Source organism: Arthrobacter sp. E1SS-5 (assembly GCF_057073715.1).
Map to the genome: position 1 here is coordinate 3,327,513 of NZ_CP172703.1, position 15,356 is coordinate 3,342,868.

General features: G+C 54.9%; 12 protein-coding genes. 5 read left to right on the forward strand and 7 right to left on the reverse strand.

What is annotated here, in order from left to right; genetic code table 11:
- Positions 1-324: 324 nt before the first annotated feature.
- Both ACIGJD_RS15520 and ACIGJD_RS15525 read right to left on the reverse strand, forming a co-directional pair.
- Positions 325-495: a hypothetical protein gene (locus tag ACIGJD_RS15520; protein WP_483686941.1), complete on the reverse strand. Its 171-nt coding sequence runs from the start codon at positions 493-495 to the stop codon at positions 325-327.
- A 381-nt stretch (positions 496-876) separates the two neighbouring features.
- Positions 877-1,704, reverse strand: a complete 828-nt coding sequence (locus ACIGJD_RS15525; RefSeq protein ID WP_483686942.1) for an MBL fold metallo-hydrolase — start codon at positions 1,702-1,704, stop codon at positions 877-879.
- 339 nt (positions 1,705-2,043) lie between these two features.
- Here ACIGJD_RS15525 and ACIGJD_RS15530 point away from each other — a divergent pair, with 339 nt between their 5' ends.
- Together ACIGJD_RS15530 and ACIGJD_RS15535 are read left to right on the forward strand one after the other, a co-directional pair.
- Complete coding sequence (locus ACIGJD_RS15530) at positions 2,044-3,564, forward strand: tyrosine-protein kinase domain-containing protein (protein ID WP_483689516.1); 1,521 nt, start codon at positions 2,044-2,046, stop codon at positions 3,562-3,564.
- Between the two features lie 48 nt (positions 3,565-3,612).
- The gene (locus ACIGJD_RS15535) at positions 3,613-4,557 is read left to right on the forward strand and encodes an NAD-dependent epimerase/dehydratase family protein (RefSeq protein WP_483686943.1); all 945 of its coding nucleotides are present in this window, start codon (positions 3,613-3,615) and stop codon (positions 4,555-4,557) included.
- A 456-nt stretch (positions 4,558-5,013) separates the two neighbouring features.
- On the opposite strand, the gene ACIGJD_RS15540 is transcribed toward ACIGJD_RS15535, so the two are convergent.
- Genes ACIGJD_RS15540 through ACIGJD_RS15560 form a run of 5 tightly spaced genes read right to left on the reverse strand, consistent with a single transcriptional unit; the run spans position 5,014 to position 9,880 of the window.
- A complete protein-coding gene (locus ACIGJD_RS15540) occupies positions 5,014-6,279 on the reverse strand; it encodes a hypothetical protein (protein WP_483686944.1) in 1,266 nt (421 codons plus the stop codon).
- A gap of 59 nt (positions 6,280-6,338) precedes the next feature.
- Positions 6,339-7,427 carry a hypothetical protein gene (locus tag ACIGJD_RS15545; protein WP_483686945.1) on the reverse strand — a complete coding sequence of 363 codons (1,089 nt, stop codon included), beginning with the start codon at positions 7,425-7,427 and terminating at the stop codon, positions 6,339-6,341.
- 13 nt (positions 7,428-7,440) lie between these two features.
- Complete coding sequence (locus ACIGJD_RS15550) at positions 7,441-7,938, reverse strand: serine acetyltransferase (protein WP_483686946.1); 498 nt, start codon at positions 7,936-7,938, stop codon at positions 7,441-7,443.
- Positions 7,935-9,035 (reverse strand): glycosyltransferase, encoded by a 1,101-nt coding sequence (locus tag ACIGJD_RS15555; protein ID WP_483686947.1) that lies wholly within the window; start codon positions 9,033-9,035, stop codon positions 7,935-7,937. Before ACIGJD_RS15555 ends, ACIGJD_RS15550 begins: the two co-directional genes overlap by 4 nt.
- Positions 9,032-9,880: a glycosyltransferase family 2 protein gene (locus tag ACIGJD_RS15560; protein ID WP_483686948.1), complete on the reverse strand. Its 849-nt coding sequence runs from the start codon at positions 9,878-9,880 to the stop codon at positions 9,032-9,034. The genes ACIGJD_RS15555 and ACIGJD_RS15560 overlap by 4 nt, the downstream gene beginning before the upstream one ends.
- A gap of 768 nt (positions 9,881-10,648) precedes the next feature.
- On the opposite strand from ACIGJD_RS15560, the gene ACIGJD_RS15565 reads away from it, so the two are divergent.
- From ACIGJD_RS15565 to ACIGJD_RS15575, 3 genes are all read left to right on the forward strand, one after another.
- Entirely contained in the window at positions 10,649-12,037 is a 1,389-nt protein-coding gene (locus tag ACIGJD_RS15565) for a sugar transferase (RefSeq protein WP_483686949.1), read from the forward strand.
- 60 nt (positions 12,038-12,097) lie between these two features.
- Entirely contained in the window at positions 12,098-13,411 is a 1,314-nt protein-coding gene (locus ACIGJD_RS15570; RefSeq protein WP_483686950.1) for a UDP-glucose dehydrogenase family protein, read from the forward strand.
- Positions 13,412-13,560: 149 nt separating this feature from the next.
- Entirely contained in the window at positions 13,561-15,273 is a 1,713-nt protein-coding gene (locus tag ACIGJD_RS15575; protein ID WP_483686951.1) for a DUF4012 domain-containing protein, read from the forward strand.
- Positions 15,274-15,356: the final 83 nt, after the last annotated feature.

Sequence of the window (15,356 nt, forward strand, 5' to 3'; positions counted from 1 at the left end):
GGCACGACGAAGGTCGCGGCGTCGGCGCAGCTGCGGCTGCCCTGCATCTTCTGCTGGGGCGCCTGCAGTCTGATCGGCCGGATCTGGCATGTCTGTCCCCCCGGACGTTTCGGCAAACGGTTCTGCGGCACTGGTTCAATCAGTAAGTCTAGGGGGTCCGGCAGGAGGCCCTGCCCAGCGGCCATCAGACCAAAGGCGCAGTTCAGTGGTGGATTAGCGCGGCGGAAACAACGGCTGCTGTGAGTAGCAGGAGGACAGCAAGGACGCTGTAGCCCACCCACTTGGGACGGGCCTTGTGGGGGTTGATGTCGACGTACGGCATGATCAGCGTCGGTTACCTCTGTGGATGGGTTCCGACGCCGGCTGCACAGGTATCCGGACTGTGCGGCGCTTGAGCCGCAGCATCTGATACAGAACGGCGAAGGGGATCAGCAGGGTGCCCAACAGGGCGCTCAGCGCAAGGGCATAGTCAGTCAAGGCCACAACAATCTCCATCGGTCATAAGCATCCTTACTGCTTATGACCTAAGCATGTGACAGAACGATTGACAAGTCACGTCAAGAAGCTTGAATCCTAAAGCTTTAGTAAATGGGTTTTAGGTGAGATGGAAGGGAGTCGCCTCAGCTTGGCTCAAACTCGCGTTCGTTCTGGTCATGCCCTTGCCTGGCCGCTGCGGAACCTTAATTCAGCCCTTGTAGCGCCGTCCGAACCACGATGGCGGTGTCTGCGGCAAGCACGGCCAGGGCCACGTACGATAGAACCCTGCGCCTCCGTCTGCGTATTTCTGCGGCGTCTACGCACGTCGAAAGTTTCCCCTGTTTGCCGCGGGTGAGGACTGAGGAAGAAATCCCAAACCTTTCGTCAACGGGGGGTGGACTACGACGAACTTAGGCTGCCGCGCCAGTTCTCCTGGAGACGCTTGATGAACCAGCGGGACTGCTCCGGGCCGTAGGGGAGGACAGGGATGGCTTTCGTGGCGTCGTTGGGCGTGTCGCGGATGGATTGTCGCGCCTGTCTGACTGCCGTGCTCATGGTGTTGGCCATGGTTTTGACGAACGGGTCGCTGCATGGCGTCCCATGCCCCGGGATCAGAAACTCGTAGCGGTGCCGCAGCGCCGAGATGTGCCGGAGCACGTCGGCCCACTCTTCCGGATACGAGTCCTCGAACGAGGGGTGGGCGCCCTGTTCCACAAGGTCTCCCACGTACAAAGTGGTGGACGTTCCCACCAGGAGATCACCGTCAGTGTGGCCGCGGCCAAGGTAGAACAGGGCGGCTGTGAGGCCGCCAAGGTCCACCAGGACGGGCTGGTCCTTGACGATGGCGTTGGGCACCACGAGTTCTACGCATTCACCTTCACCGGCTGCCATCTCAGGTTCCAAGGTTCCGACGTACCTGCGCTGAACATCACCGCGCTGGTCAATCTCGTTGGCACAGTTCTGGTGCGCCCAGAACTCGCTCACGCCCGCGTCAGCGAAAACTGCGTTCCCGAAGAAATGGTCGTAGTGGGCATGCGTATTAACGACTACGAGGGGAAGGCGTGTCTTCTGCCGGACAGAATCTAGGATCTCGCGCCCCTGTCGGGGGCCGCACCCAGTATCTATGACCATGGCGCGGTTTGAGCCGACTATCAGGCCCGTGTTCAGCAGGGATCCTTGAGTGGCAAGTACAAAGTTGTCCTTGCCGACTTCGAGCCATTCCGACATAGTTTTCCGTACCTCCGGCCAGGCCAAGCAATCGTGTTTCCCTTTGGTCCCCCGATTGTACCCACGCAGCTTAGTTCTTAGCCCGGGCTATTGATGGGCCCGCGGAAGAAGCACGAGGACTTATGGGCCAGCGCAGGCCCAATCAGCAATCAGGGATAGAGGGCCCGTCATTACGACTCTCCGGCTCCGAAGAGACAGATTCGAGGAGTGCAGACGGAGTAATCCGAGGAACGCTCGAAATCTTCCGACGGGTACTATTGGTTCGACCGCACGAATTAATGCCGTTCTGGGTGGCATCCTTCGCGGGTGGCTCCAGTATTCGACCAGGGGGACCCCAGTTTGGATTTACGCGACTACTTGCGCATCCTGCGCCGTAGCTGGATTCTTATCACTACGACCACACTAGTTGGCCTTCTAATCGCTGGTGCCGCTGCCGTCTTCACGAAACCTACATACACGGCCAACACCCAGCTGTTTGTTGCAATACAGAGCTCAGGCTCCGTTCAGGAGCTCCAGCAAGGCAACACTTTCAGCCAAGCCCGAGTGCAGTCGTACGTAAAGACCGTGGGGTCCCCAGTTGTGCTCCAACCTGCCATTGACGCGCTTGGTTTAGCTACCACTCCTGAGGAGTTAGCACAACGAATCAAGGCTTCCACTGACTTGAATACCGTCCTGATAAATATTTCAGTGTCGGACCAGTCCGCAGTGCAGGCGGCAGCGATAGCACAAGCCACGGCGAACAGCCTAATTAAAGCAGTCGATACACTCGAAAAACCGAAAAATGGAGGAAGCAGTCCTGTCGCCCTTTCGGTAATAACCCCCGCAGTTGCTCCGTCCGAACCCTCCGCCCCAAATACCAAACTGTATCTACTGTTGGGCCTGCTGCTGGGTATGGGCGTGGGCGTTTCCGCGAGCATACTGAGGTCTACCCTTGACAGCCGGATTAGGGGCGAAGCAGATCTACGTCACGTCACCGACGCTCCCCTCCTAGGTGGAATCGCCTTTGACCCTGATGCGGTGAAGAAACCTCTCCTGACCCAGGCTGCTCCGCAAAGTCCGCGAGCGGAATCCTTCCGACAGCTTAGGACAAACCTGCAATTCGCCAACATTTCTGGGCAAGCGAAGACAGTGCTTGTAACCTCTTCCCTCCCCGGGGAAGGCAAGAGCACTTCGGCCACTAACTTGGCTATAGCATTGGCGCAGGCGGGACAAAGTGTTTGCCTAATCGATGCTGATCTCAGGCGGCCGATGGTGAATGAGTACCTGGGACTCGAACGCAATGCCGGCCTAACAACCGCCCTGGTGGGTGCCGCCGACGTTACGGACCTATTGCAGCCCTGGGGTGAGGACAACCTCTTCGTGCTAACGTCCGGCCAGATTCCGCCGAACCCCAGTGAACTTCTAGGCTCCCAAGAAATGGGCCGTTTGATATCACGCTTGGAGCAAACCTTCGACACCCTAGTTATAGATGCCCCACCGCTGCTCCCGGTGACCGATGCCGCCGTACTTTCGCAGCATGTCGGAGGCGTTGTCTTGGTCGTGGGCTCGAGCAAGCTACGACAACACGATCTGGAAAAATCCATAAGTGCTCTCGCGCTGGTTGGTTCAAACATTCTGGGCATTGTTCTCAACCGATTGCCCACCAAAGGTCCCGACGCATATTCCTACAGCTATTACAGCCACGAGGGGCAAGTCGAACCGTCGATTTCACAAAGGACTCCTCGCCGCACGAGTGATCTCGGAACGCAAGTAGAGCGCGCCTACGAACATGATCCGAGGGATGGTTCTCCGCACGATCAGTCTGATTCTCTTGGTCGGCCCGCAAGGTCGTTTCCTTCATCCCGCTTGGACCTGGACTAGGGTCAAGCAGCAAAACCCACTCAAAGACACCACCTCAAAAGGACACTAATGAAGAGTCTCGTTACCGGAGCTGCCGGCTTCATCGGCAGCTCCATTGTTAAGCGGCTTTTGGCCGAGGGCCATTCAGTTGTTGGTATTGACTCCATAACCGACTATTACGACCGAGATCTGAAGGTCCTTAATGTAAAGCGCAACCAAAACTCGAGCTTCGATTTCATGGAGAACGATCTAAACAACGTTGACCTTCCCGCACTTCTTCAGGGTGTGGATTACGTCTTTCACGAAGCGGGGCAGCCAGGGGTCCGTAAGTCATGGGGATCCGACTTCGACATATACACTCGTGAAAACATACAAGCGACTCAAAGACTGCTGGAAGCCGCAAAGAACTCCACTTCGCTCCAGCGTTTGGTCTATGCCTCTTCATCGTCCGTCTACGGGAATGCCGAGCGATACCCAACAGAAGAGACTGATCGTCCCCAGCCTGTCAGTCCCTACGGCGTAACCAAGCTCGCCGCGGAGCACCTGTGCTCCCTCTATGCCAGCAACTTCGGGGTCCCGACGACCTCTCTTCGGTACTTCACGGTGTATGGCCCGGGCCAGCGGCCCGATATGGCCTTCACACGGTTCTTGAGGGCTGCAGTCCAAGGACAGGAGCTGCCGTTATACGGCACGGGTGAGCAAATTCGTGATTTCACCTTCATTGACGACGTTGTGGAGGCCAACGTACGCGCTGCAAAAACCGCGTCTCCCGCTGGGAGCGTCTATAACGTCGCTGGGGGAAGCAATGTCTCCATGAATGACGTCCTAGACATTATCGATTCGCTCATCGATCAGCCGCTCCAGGTCAAGCGCTCGGCGGCTGTAGCTGGTGACGTATGGCGGACGGGAGGTTCAACAGAAAAGATCGCTTCGGAACTTTCATGGGCACCTAAAATTGGTATTTCAGACGGAATAGCCGCGCAGTTGGCGTGGGTGCAGGAAACCCTTCGTTAGGCCAGCCAGCCCTTACCTTCGACAGGCCAAATGAGGAGCAGTCGCTTGACTATCTGCTTCGAGAGGATTTGGTCGTCCAAGTGCATCAAATGCGCCGACAAAACGCCAGTGGCTTTGAGGACCGAAAGCGTCCTCAAAGCCACTTTTTTGTGGTTTGTCTCCACGCTCCTCCACCGCCCACCGGGCGCCCGCATGAAGTGTAGCCCGATATTTGCATATCAGCGAGCGGGAAAGTAACCCCGGAAGGATTGCGGGCCCCTCAAGATTAGATGGCGTAGTAGGACGGAGACTTACCAGCCAACCCCCAAAGCCTGCACTCGCCCTGCTGCCAAAAAGCCCTGAGACAATTTGTTTCCCGCTTCAATCCTTTACATTGGCATCTGACGCAGTAAAGCCTTCAGAGCATTGAGGATGATTCCTGTCGGACTTTCATTCGTACGGAATCGTGCTGTTCACTTACAATTTACGGGGTTGAGGGAATGTCTTCCTCATGGAGACCGTGGGAAACTTTGCTCGATCGGCATTTCCGTTGACAGTAAAGCCCGCGTTAGTTGGGCTTTGTCTGACTCGCCTACATGCAATCCACCAAACCACCACCGCGGATACAGCTGGCACAACCACATTTGTTAGGTCACCGCGTAGGAGGTTGAGTCCACGAATGACCAGTATGACTCCGACCATCCAGACAATGTCATCTCCCGATCGAAGGAACATGGAACATAAGCGGAGTAAGAGCAGCATCAGTGCAGCCGCAACAAAGGGAGCGGCCAGACCGACGTTTAGATACGCCTCACCCAGCAGGCCAGCAGTCGTCTCAGCACCAGTGAGGTTATAACGCTCTGGTGTCAACACTTCGCTGCTTACAACGTTCCCTGGCAGTGGCTTTGCTGGCCATAAATTTCTCGGCACGAAGGATGTTACCGACGCCAGGTAAGTTGAACCCGTCGCCACTCCCGCGGCCTGGGACTCCACGAGATCAATGAGGACATCTGCTTGGCTAACATCAGTACCGTCAAGCACAGAACTCGTCTCAACGAGACCCCTAGTACTCGCCAAATACGCGCTTCCTCCAAGTACTGGAATGGCGATCACGGTAACTATCACTGCGAACCGCTGCAAGTCTCGCTTGATAGATCTTCGCGAGGCTACAACCTTCTTCCAAAAGAAGGCCAGCACAGGTATCACGGCACCGAGGAAAAGCCCTGAACGACTTCCCATGAGCGCAGTAATGACTAGCAGGCCGGCGGCGATCAGCCATACTACGTACGCGCGTAAACGGCGCATCGAAGAGGCACTCGCCACGCCGAGCGCGACGAGGACAGGCAAAACGAAGTAGCCCAACAAGATCAAGAAGTTGTCGGAAAAAACTGATTGACGAAGTTCTAGTGTGGCGGCAATGCCCACACTGAGGATCTTTGAGAAAACGACTCCGCCAAAAGTGGCAGCCAAAATTATGTAGGGCAACAACTTGAGCTGCCGTCTAGGCGAAGGTTCTAATATCTGCCTATTTTGAACATAACTTTGAGAAGCGAGTTCAGCTCCCATTGCAAACAGTATCCAGGTTCCAACGACCAAACCTACAGTCGTTGCCACGGAACTATCACTGGCGGCCCTTTGACCAATTGAAGCGGCGATATATGTCGAGCCAGAAATGGAGACGTTCAAAACGTCTACCATATATATAAGTATGTAGGCCATGCCAAACAAGGCAGTGGCATACATAGACTTCCTGAGCCAGCTGACACACTGTACCAGAGCTAGGATAATGACGATCCCAAGAACTATTTGAAGGAATTGCATCCGCGTCTCCGTTGCATGAAAATCAGGAAGATCGTGATTGAACCTATTGCAGTACTTTCAAGAACCATCGCGAGCCTTGGGTCAGAGCCTGTGATTAGAAGAGTCGATAAAGTTGTAGCACCAAGCACACCGGCTATGTACGGCGCCCAACTCAAACTCAAGACGTGGGCAAAGCCAGAAATGGTGCCAACCAAGGCAGCCAGGAAAGAACATCCTAGGACAGAAGGCAAGATAGGAAGTGCCGGGAGCGTCAAAAGGGCAGCGGCTACGATGACCACCCAACCGAATACAGTTACAAAGGAGAATCGCTGCACAAGAAGCGCCGTTCTCAATCTCCACTTCTCGCGGTGCGCAAACACTACCTGAATCAGCAGAAAACCCACAAACCCTTGAACAGCGCCATATATCACAAGAGCATAGTGCCAGATCAAAAAATCCGAAGTGGTCGACACAGCAGTACGGATCCAGTTAACGTCGTTTCTGTAATAAAGCGACGCAACTAAACCGAGAGCGATAGATGCTGTGGTGCCTTTGCTCAGCAAGTTAGGCTGCTCGTAGCCAACGCGACGCCGTCCGACCCTTGGTGTGTAATAAGCCATCCCGGCAACCAGAAGAGTCATCACCAAGGGAGACGAGACAACAAACGCCTTCTCCCACTGTGCAGCCAAAACTGCTGCCAGCACTAGGCCCAAGGATCGAAGAGCCTGGAACAGCTGAAAAGCAGCCCCACCTTTACCAGTCAAGACAACAAGGGACGACTGACCCAAAGCAAGACCTAACAGTGATCCGGAAATCGTCGCTAGAACAGCATCGAAGACTGTACCGAACTCCGTCACCTGTTCAATTAGCGTGACGAAAGCAGCCGATGATGTCAGTAGCCAAACTTTGCCCAAGTAGGACGTTGCCAGGCTGCGTCCGACCTGCACCACGCTAGACTGGGCTGCCTGCATCCCCACGACAAGAGCAGCGACGTGTAGAAGAAGTTGCGGGCCCGCCCCCAACACTGCCGGCGCCACTAGCACGAGGGACATTCCGGCAAATGTGATGCCAGCGAATACAAGTCCCTTCATTCTTCCTGCAAGTTTACCCAGACCGAACAACATCAGAACTTGCCACCGATTGTGTCACAACGCAGTTTGCACCGATAGTGGCATGATCACCAATGGTCAGGCCGCCGGCAACAACTGCTCCACTATAAATAGTTACATTTTTGCCAATAATTGGATAGCTTCCCCTACGCGAAGACCCAATTGTAACGTTCTGGAAGATTCTTGACCCGTCCCCAACGACGGCACCTCGCCCTATAACAATGCCCGTGGGATGAGGAAGCTCCATTGCGCCGAGAAACCGAGCCCCTGAAGAAACATCACTTGCAAAAAGCGATAAAGTCATCCAGCGCAAAAGTAGATGCGTAAGACCTGAGGTGCCGGCGCTAAGACGAAACAGCGTTGCCGCAATTAGCGATGGATTAAGCAGCGCGGAGGCGCTTCGCAAGGCTCCAGGTCTCCTCCGGCCCGAGTTCGCATAGTGCAAGTCCCTATCTTTGACCCAATACTCAATGAGAGATGAGAAGAAATTCATCGGGTAGCACCGAGGACTTCCCTGTAAGACGCTGCGAGCTCAACTGAGCATGCACGCCACGACCGATTTTTCGCCCCGTCCACCGAGTCGGCAGACTTGTAGAGTTCGACTAGCCTGCCCGGAGCGTTGTCCCCTAGAAGGTCGGCTGGGTCGAAACGCTTGACGTTATCACCCAACGCGTCCTCAAGATAGCTGTGTTGGGTGGAAATGATCCGAAGCCCAGCACATGCCGCCTCAACGTCCGCTTGGGATACGACCTCAAACCAAGCCGGGTTGATATACGCATCGGACCTCTGCAGGGTCGTCAGAATGGAACCATGGTCCAGTTGACCCAGATACTCCAGATTCTGGTGCTGTTCTACGACGCTTAAGAATTCCTGCGCGTAGCCCGGATGGTTATCATTGAGGGCGCCGACAAATACGGTCTTCAGCTCGGTCTGACTAGCTACTTTAGCTAAAAGCAGCGAGTTTTTTCGAGGTTCAATTCTTCCAACACTAACTAGGTCATAGTCGGCAGATGCCGTCGGTTTAGTCACAACGGAAGGCGAAAAAGAGAATCCATTTCGAACTATTTTGTGGGGAGTCTGGGTTGGGAAATCTCTGGCAATGGCATCCGATTCTCCTGCAGCCATCGGGTAGATGGCGGCTGCTCCATCTACTAGGTCCCGTTGAAGAGACAGGTACCTTCCTGAGATTCCAGCGGCACGGAAGTTGCGTTGCTTCAAAAGCTTGACTTGCTCCCTGATGCCAATTCCTGTCTCAGCTTCAATTCCTAGGCTTCGCAACCGACTGTAAAACCGGTCATCGCCCAGGTTGTACATCGACTCCATGCCGCCGAAAGGATGTCTGATAGTTGAGATCACATAAGGGCGCCCGCTTCTCTTGGCCACCTGGGCATAGCGGACATTCTCTCTCGGCGTATCGAGATTCATCAGATGTACTAGGTCAGACTGCGTCGCCGCGAGTTCACGTGGCGACGTCACGATTTCTGTTTCCCAACCCTCTTCACGAAGGCCCTGTTCATATCGGGCGACCTTCTTGCTGTCGCCCCCAGGCTTGGTGTGCGCATCAGCTCGAAGAGCGAATACAACTCTCACTTCGACGCCTCCGTACTCGCCGTCGCTGAGCTATGCACGTAGGGCGTACCGCTCAAAGTGAAGCTGTTGAAATTTCGCTTCCCGGGAGTTGTCGTGTAAAGCAGTCGAGGTTCTCTCTTATAAAAAGTCGAAGCGGCGGCAAATTCGCGTTTCCAGGGGCCAATTGAAAGGTGCTTGGTCGCCCGCGCCCATGAGTGCGTCCACTTGACGTTTCCGCAAAGCAAGACTGGTATATCCTCACGCCAAGCTCTTAGCGAGAGATCCTTATCTTCGTAGTAGAGGAAGTAGCTTTCATCCCAACCCCCAAGTTTTTTGAAGGAAGCCGAAGAACCAGCAACCACAGCCCCAATGAGCCAGGCAACGTATTTGACCTCACCCTCCTCTGCATAGATTTGGTAAGTAGAACCGCGGCCTGACTTCAGACGATTTCGTACCTTGCTCAGCAGGCTGGGCGCTCCACGTCCATTAGGCTGTTTAGTGCCATCTGGGTTGAGCAGCTGCGGGGAAACCAGGCCGCCCGATTCATCGATCAAGAGCTCGAGCTGGCGCAGATCTGCCCAAGCTACGACGACATCAGGGTTGACGAACGCTACATAGTTCCCCACTGATTCTTGCAGACCTCGATTATTCGCTGCCGAGAAGCCGACATTCGTTTCCAGCCCTATGACGCGAGCACCTAGCGCCCTGGCAGTCGCCACGCTTGAATCCGTAGAGGAGTTATCAACAACAATCCATTCAACGCCCGCGGGAACGCCTCCCGTCCAGTGTTCTTTTAGAACTTCGGCACTGTTATACGAGACAGTTATAACAGACCAACGAATGTCCTGGTCCTGATCTTTGACCAACCTGATAACCCCTATACCTTCTTGATCGTGGCGACGAGGATCGCTACTAAGTTTGGGGTCTGGTCGTCAGCAGCTACAACGACAGATATACGTCCCCCAGTGAACGCTCATGCTGCCCAATAAGTGTACCCACCGCCATGGAGTGACTACGTCGCGTCTTACGACATGGGTATCCGAGACGTGCACTAGGCATACCCCGCACAAGTACTCGGCCTCGTATGGCTTCGACGTCACACACGTAAACAGGCTTCTGGTAGCAGCACAAATTTTTCCAGGGTAAGAACAAATCGTCCCGGCGTGTTCTCCAGCCATCGCGCTGGATCAGAAACGGCGCCCAGTGCCGTTTTCTGCCTCAGCTGCAACGGAACGAACGATACTGCCGTTCTCCTGTGTTGCAACATTTGGTCAACTTTAGTTACTCGACTGTGGCGCGGTACGCTTCCATCGGTCAGAGCCACCGCGTGCGCTTCCGACTGGTCTCCGGGACGGCTATAATCAAGTCCGCCATACCTGAACCAATGGTGTTTCTAAGAGTTTGACAGCATCCCACTCCGGCCTAGGCAAAGTAGGCAGCATGCGTGGTAATGCCCAGTCGATGGGGCGGGAACATCCTTTGTCAAAGACTAAAAAATTTAGGTTGGTTTGCAATTCCATGGGGGGGGACATGTTGTGAGGGGCACTCAACGACTCGGTACGAGTGCGTCGGACGTAACCGAGCCTAAGTCCGAGCAGAACTGGCGAACGAAGTACACTCTTAGGCTCCGAATTGTGGACGCCCTTGTTGTCCTTTGGGCCGTCGCGGGGGCATTCGGCGTTCGATTTGGTTTCTCTGACATCAACGGCGGAGGCGTTCGGGACGCAGATTACCTAGTCCTCGCGGCAGCATTGGCGCTTGCGTGGTGGGTCATGTTGAAGATATGGGGCTCTAGAGAAGCGAAGGTCCTCGGCTCGGGTACGGAAGAATATAAACGGGTTTTAGCCGCCTCCATGTGGCTGTTCGGTTTTGTTGCGATTATTTCCTATGCACTTCGGATTGATACTGCCAGAGGCTTCGTTGGACTCGCTTTTCCCGCAGGTGTGCTTGGATTGTTGGCCGGCCGATGGCTGGTTCGTCAACACCTCAGTCTTGAGAGAAATCGTGGCAGAAGCATTTCGCGCGTCCTGATCATTGGTGGGCCACACTCTGCCGCGCATTTAGCCCGGTCGCTAAAGAGTGCGCCTTCGGCTGGCTACTTACCGGTCGCCGCACATCTTCCCGGAGCCGAAACCGGCCACGACACGGAGGCCGAGCTCTCGATTCCCGTCACTGGGACTGAAGCAGACTTCGACTGCATTCTGGATGTGATCCTTAAAAGTGACGTGGATGCAGTGGCTGTATCGGCTGGCGTAAATATGCATCCAAAGGATCTGAGGCGATTGGGGTGGGAGCTAGCAGCACGGGATATCGGAATGATCCTCGCTCCTGCGCTAACAGACATTGCCGGCCCGCGGATCCATACGCAGCCCGTTGCAGGTCTCCCTCTAATTCACGTTTCCACGCCCAAGCTAACCGGAGGCAAAAAAGTAGCCAAACGGACATTCGATATTGCTGTCGCGGGACTTTTAGTGGCTGCCCTGTCGCCAATATTCCTTACCCTTGCAATTCTCGTTCGGATGACCGATTCCGGCCCAGTCTTTTACCGCCAAGAAAGAATTGGCTTGCGCGGTACAACTTTCCACATGCTCAAGTTTCGATCGATGAAGGTCGATGCTGATGTACAACTCCAAAGCTTGCTTGATGCTCAGGGTACAGCGGACAAGCCCCTATTTAAGGTTGAAAATGACCCAAGAATAACGCCTCTTGGTCGCGTGCTACGGAAATATTCGCTAGATGAGCTTCCCCAACTCCTGAACGTTTTGGGTGGCAGCATGAGCCTTGTAGGACCGAGACCGCAGCGAGCTGGAGAGGTCGCCCTATACGATGACGCGGCGCACCGCCGCCTGTATGTCAGTCCAGGCATGAGCGGACTGTGGCAGGTCAGCGGTAGGTCGAATCTTTCCTGGGAGGAAAGCATTCGGCTTGACCTTTATTACGTGGAGAACTGGTCTCTCATGGGTGACATTGTCATCCTGTTCAAAACGTTTCGAGCAGTTTTTGCTAGCGACGGCGCTGTTTAGTGGTGAATTTTTTTCTTGATCCGTTGCGTATGAATTTTTCATTTGGGGAAGGTAGTTGAAATGCGTATTTCCGTTATAGGTTGCGGATACTTAGGTGCAGTACATGCAGCATGCATGGCGAAGCTTGGCCATCAAGTCGTGGGTATCGATGTAGATGAGCGCAAGATCGCGGAACTTGCAAAAGCTGCAGCTCCCTTCTACGAGCCCGGCTTGGAAGCGTTGCTCAGAGATGTGCAGGACACTGGCAGGCTTTCATTTACGACAGACATGTCGGCCGCAGCGGGTAGCGACGTCCACTTCATCTGCGTTGGTACCCCTCAGAAAAAAGGTGAAAACGCCGCCGACATGAGCTTCGTTGATGCGGCAGTAACGGCCCTTTTGCCGCATGTTACAGCTGGGGATCTCGTCGTCGGCAAGTCTACTGTTCCTGTAGGAACTGCTGCTCGGCTCGAGCGACTGCTCAAGAATCACGAACCAGATGCTCACCTAGTCTGGAATCCTGAATTTCTTCGTGAAGGACACGCAGTCCAGGACACTCTTCATCCAGACCGCCTCGTCTACGGAGTTAGCGGCGGCTCCGAAGACCACGGTGCTGTGGCTCTGTTGGATGCCGTTTACCAGGGGCCGATCGCCGATGGTACCCCTCGCCTCGTCACTGACCATGCAACGGCCGAACTGGTCAAGGCTGCAGCCAATTCATTTCTCGCCACGAAGATTTCCTTCATCAATGCAATGGCAGAAGTCTGCGAGGCTTCGGGTGCCGATGTTACACAACTGGCCGACGCCATAGGTCTCGACGACCGAATTGGACGAAAGTTTCTCCATGCAGGCATCGGTTTCGGAGGAGGTTGCTTGCCGAAGGACATCCGGGCCTTCATGGCCCGCGCAGGTGAACTGGGTGCTGACCAAGCTCTAACCTTCTTGCGAGAAGTTGACGCTATCAACATGCGTCGGCGGACACGAGTTGTGGAACTCACAAGAGAGCTTATGGGCGGTATGCTGCTCGGCAAGCGAATCACCGTTTTAGGCGCCGCGTTCAAACCAGAGAGTGACGACGTGCGTGATTCTCCTGCCCTCAGCATCGCCGCCCAGCTGCAACTGCAAGGCGCGGTTGTGACCGTCACTGATCCGAAGGCCCTTCCGAACGCTGCACTGCGATTCCCTGAATTGCAGTACGAACCAGAATTGAACAGGGCTATTGCCAAGGCCGACGGTCTGTTACTGCTCACAGAGTGGCAAGAATTTAGGGAGCTTGACCCCTATGAGCTGGCTGAATCCGTCGCCGCACCCCGAATCTTGGACGGCCGGAACGTCTTGGATGCAGGTAAGTGGCGTACTGCCGGCTGGACGTACCGTGGACTGGGCCGTCCCTGAAGATGTCGCGTAGATTCCGTGCACCTTCTGCGGCTCGATTTCAGTCACAGGCTCCGAGACCTCGAAAGAGTCACTACGGATTTCTGAGAATAGGCATTCCAGTCTTTTTGCTTATCGCGATCCTCGGGTGTTCGGCTCTTTGGTTAGGTATGACGGCAACCAAGATTAAAGGCCAACTAGAGGCGGCCGCTAGCTCAGTAGCAACGCTGAAGCAGGAGATCGTGACCTCTGATCAGGGGGCAGCCAAGAGTACTCTTGGTGATATCCGCAAGTACACCTCAGCCGCCCGCGATGCTGCTGGAGATCCTATTTGGGCTTTATCTTCAAACTTGCCCTGGCTTGGACCGAATCTCAGTGCGGTCTCCGAGGTCGCAAGGTCAGCGGACGACGTTGCGACCCTTGCTTTGAGCCCCCTAGTGGACGTCTACCAGTCGCTCAACTGGGACACTCTGGTGCCGAGTAATTCTGGCAGCAACCTTGAAACGATCAAAGCTGCAGCGCCGAGCGTCATTTCGTCCTCTTACATTGTTCGTTCATCTATGGAACGGCTCGCTGCAATCGACCAAACGCAGTTGTTGCCCGAAGTGGCTGGGCCCCTACGTGAGGCTTCCCGGGAACTCCAAGAGACAGTTGGGGCCCTTGACTCAGCAGCGGATGCGGCCAGAATCGCACCGGCCATGTTGGGTTCCGACACACCTAAGACCTACTTACTGATAATTCAAAATAATGCTGAGGCCCGTGCATCAGGAGGGATCCCTGGCGCTCTTGCTGTGCTCACCCTCGACCAGGGAAAACTGTCGTTAGGTGCTCAGAGCAGCGCGGTGGATGTTGGGGTGATGTCACCAACCTTGGCCGTTGATAACGAACAGCAGCAGATCTACTCGACTCGTCTCGGGAAGTACATGCAGGACATCAATCTCACGCCTGCTTTTCCGACCGCAGCGAGTCTCGCGCAAGCGATGTGGGAAAAAAAGACTGGGCAAAAGGTTGATGGCGTGGTCTCTATTGATCCTGTCGTGTTGAGCTATATTCTCAAGGCGACGGGTCCGGTCGCAATCAATGGTCCGGAACTGGCAGCCGTGAAGGCGGCAGGCCTACCCACGGAATTGACTGGTAGCAACGTTGTACCAACTCTTCTTTCCGACGTGTACGGGAAAATACCCCAGCCCAAACTACAAGATGCCTACTTTGCTGGCGTTGCCAAGGAAGTCTTCACCGCCCTTTCTTCTGGCAAAGGCGAAGGTAAGGCGATCATCAGCGGCCTAACCAGGGGAACAGAAGAAGGACGGGTTCTTATCTGGTCGGGGACTACCGAATATCAATCGGTAATCGCAAAGTACCGCCTTAGCGGGTCCATCTCCGGACCGAGCGTCTCACCGGCGCAATTTGGGGTCTACTTCAACGACGGAACGGGCGCAAAGATGGACTACTACGTGAAGCGCACGGTGCAGCTGGTCAAAGAGTGTCCCGCTGAGGGATACGAGCAGACCATAGTACGTATCACCAGTACAAACACTGCGCCCGCGGATGCTGCCATTTCACTGCCTAAGTACGTCACCGGAGGCGGCACCTTTGGAGTCGCTCCAGGCACAGTACAAACGAATATCGTCGCCTACGGACCCGCGCAAGCAAACGTGGAGTCTGCGGCCGTTGATGGCCAGAAGACTGCCTTCGCCCCTTACCTCCACGCCACTAGGCCCGTTGGTGTTGTGGCCCAACAACTTGCTCCGGGTGAAAGCAAAACGGTCGACTTCACCTTCGGGAAGATCGTTCAACACAACGAACCTAACGTGGTTGTCACACCCACTGTCCAGCCTGTAAAGGACGTTATCCTCCCTACCGAGAACGCATCATGTGGTTAGAGACAGTGGCGCTGGCGTTAACACTATGTAAACCGTCTGGATAGAACTTGGTCCCAACGGACTCAGGATGGTATTTTCTATCT

What these genes read in the sequence shown, in the direction of transcription:
- ACIGJD_RS15520 (WP_483686941.1), bottom strand. Translation starts at nt 495, where the DNA reads ATGGAGATTGTTGTGGCCTTGACTGACTATGCCCTTGCGCTGAGCGCC.
- ACIGJD_RS15525 (WP_483686942.1), bottom strand. Translation starts at nt 1,704, where the DNA reads ATGTCGGAATGGCTCGAAGTCGGCAAGGACAACTTTGTACTTGCCACT.
- ACIGJD_RS15535 (WP_483686943.1), top strand. Translation starts at nt 3,613, where the DNA reads ATGAAGAGTCTCGTTACCGGAGCTGCCGGCTTCATCGGCAGCTCCATT.
- ACIGJD_RS15540 (WP_483686944.1), bottom strand. Translation starts at nt 6,279, where the DNA reads ATGTATGCCACTGCCTTGTTTGGCATGGCCTACATACTTATATATATG.
- ACIGJD_RS15545 (WP_483686945.1), bottom strand. Translation starts at nt 7,427, where the DNA reads ATGAAGGGACTTGTATTCGCTGGCATCACATTTGCCGGAATGTCCCTC.
- ACIGJD_RS15550 (WP_483686946.1), bottom strand. Translation starts at nt 7,938, where the DNA reads ATGAATTTCTTCTCATCTCTCATTGAGTATTGGGTCAAAGATAGGGAC.
- ACIGJD_RS15570 (WP_483686950.1), top strand. Translation starts at nt 12,098, where the DNA reads ATGCGTATTTCCGTTATAGGTTGCGGATACTTAGGTGCAGTACATGCA.
- ACIGJD_RS15575 (WP_483686951.1), top strand. Translation starts at nt 13,561, where the DNA reads ATGACGGCAACCAAGATTAAAGGCCAACTAGAGGCGGCCGCTAGCTCA.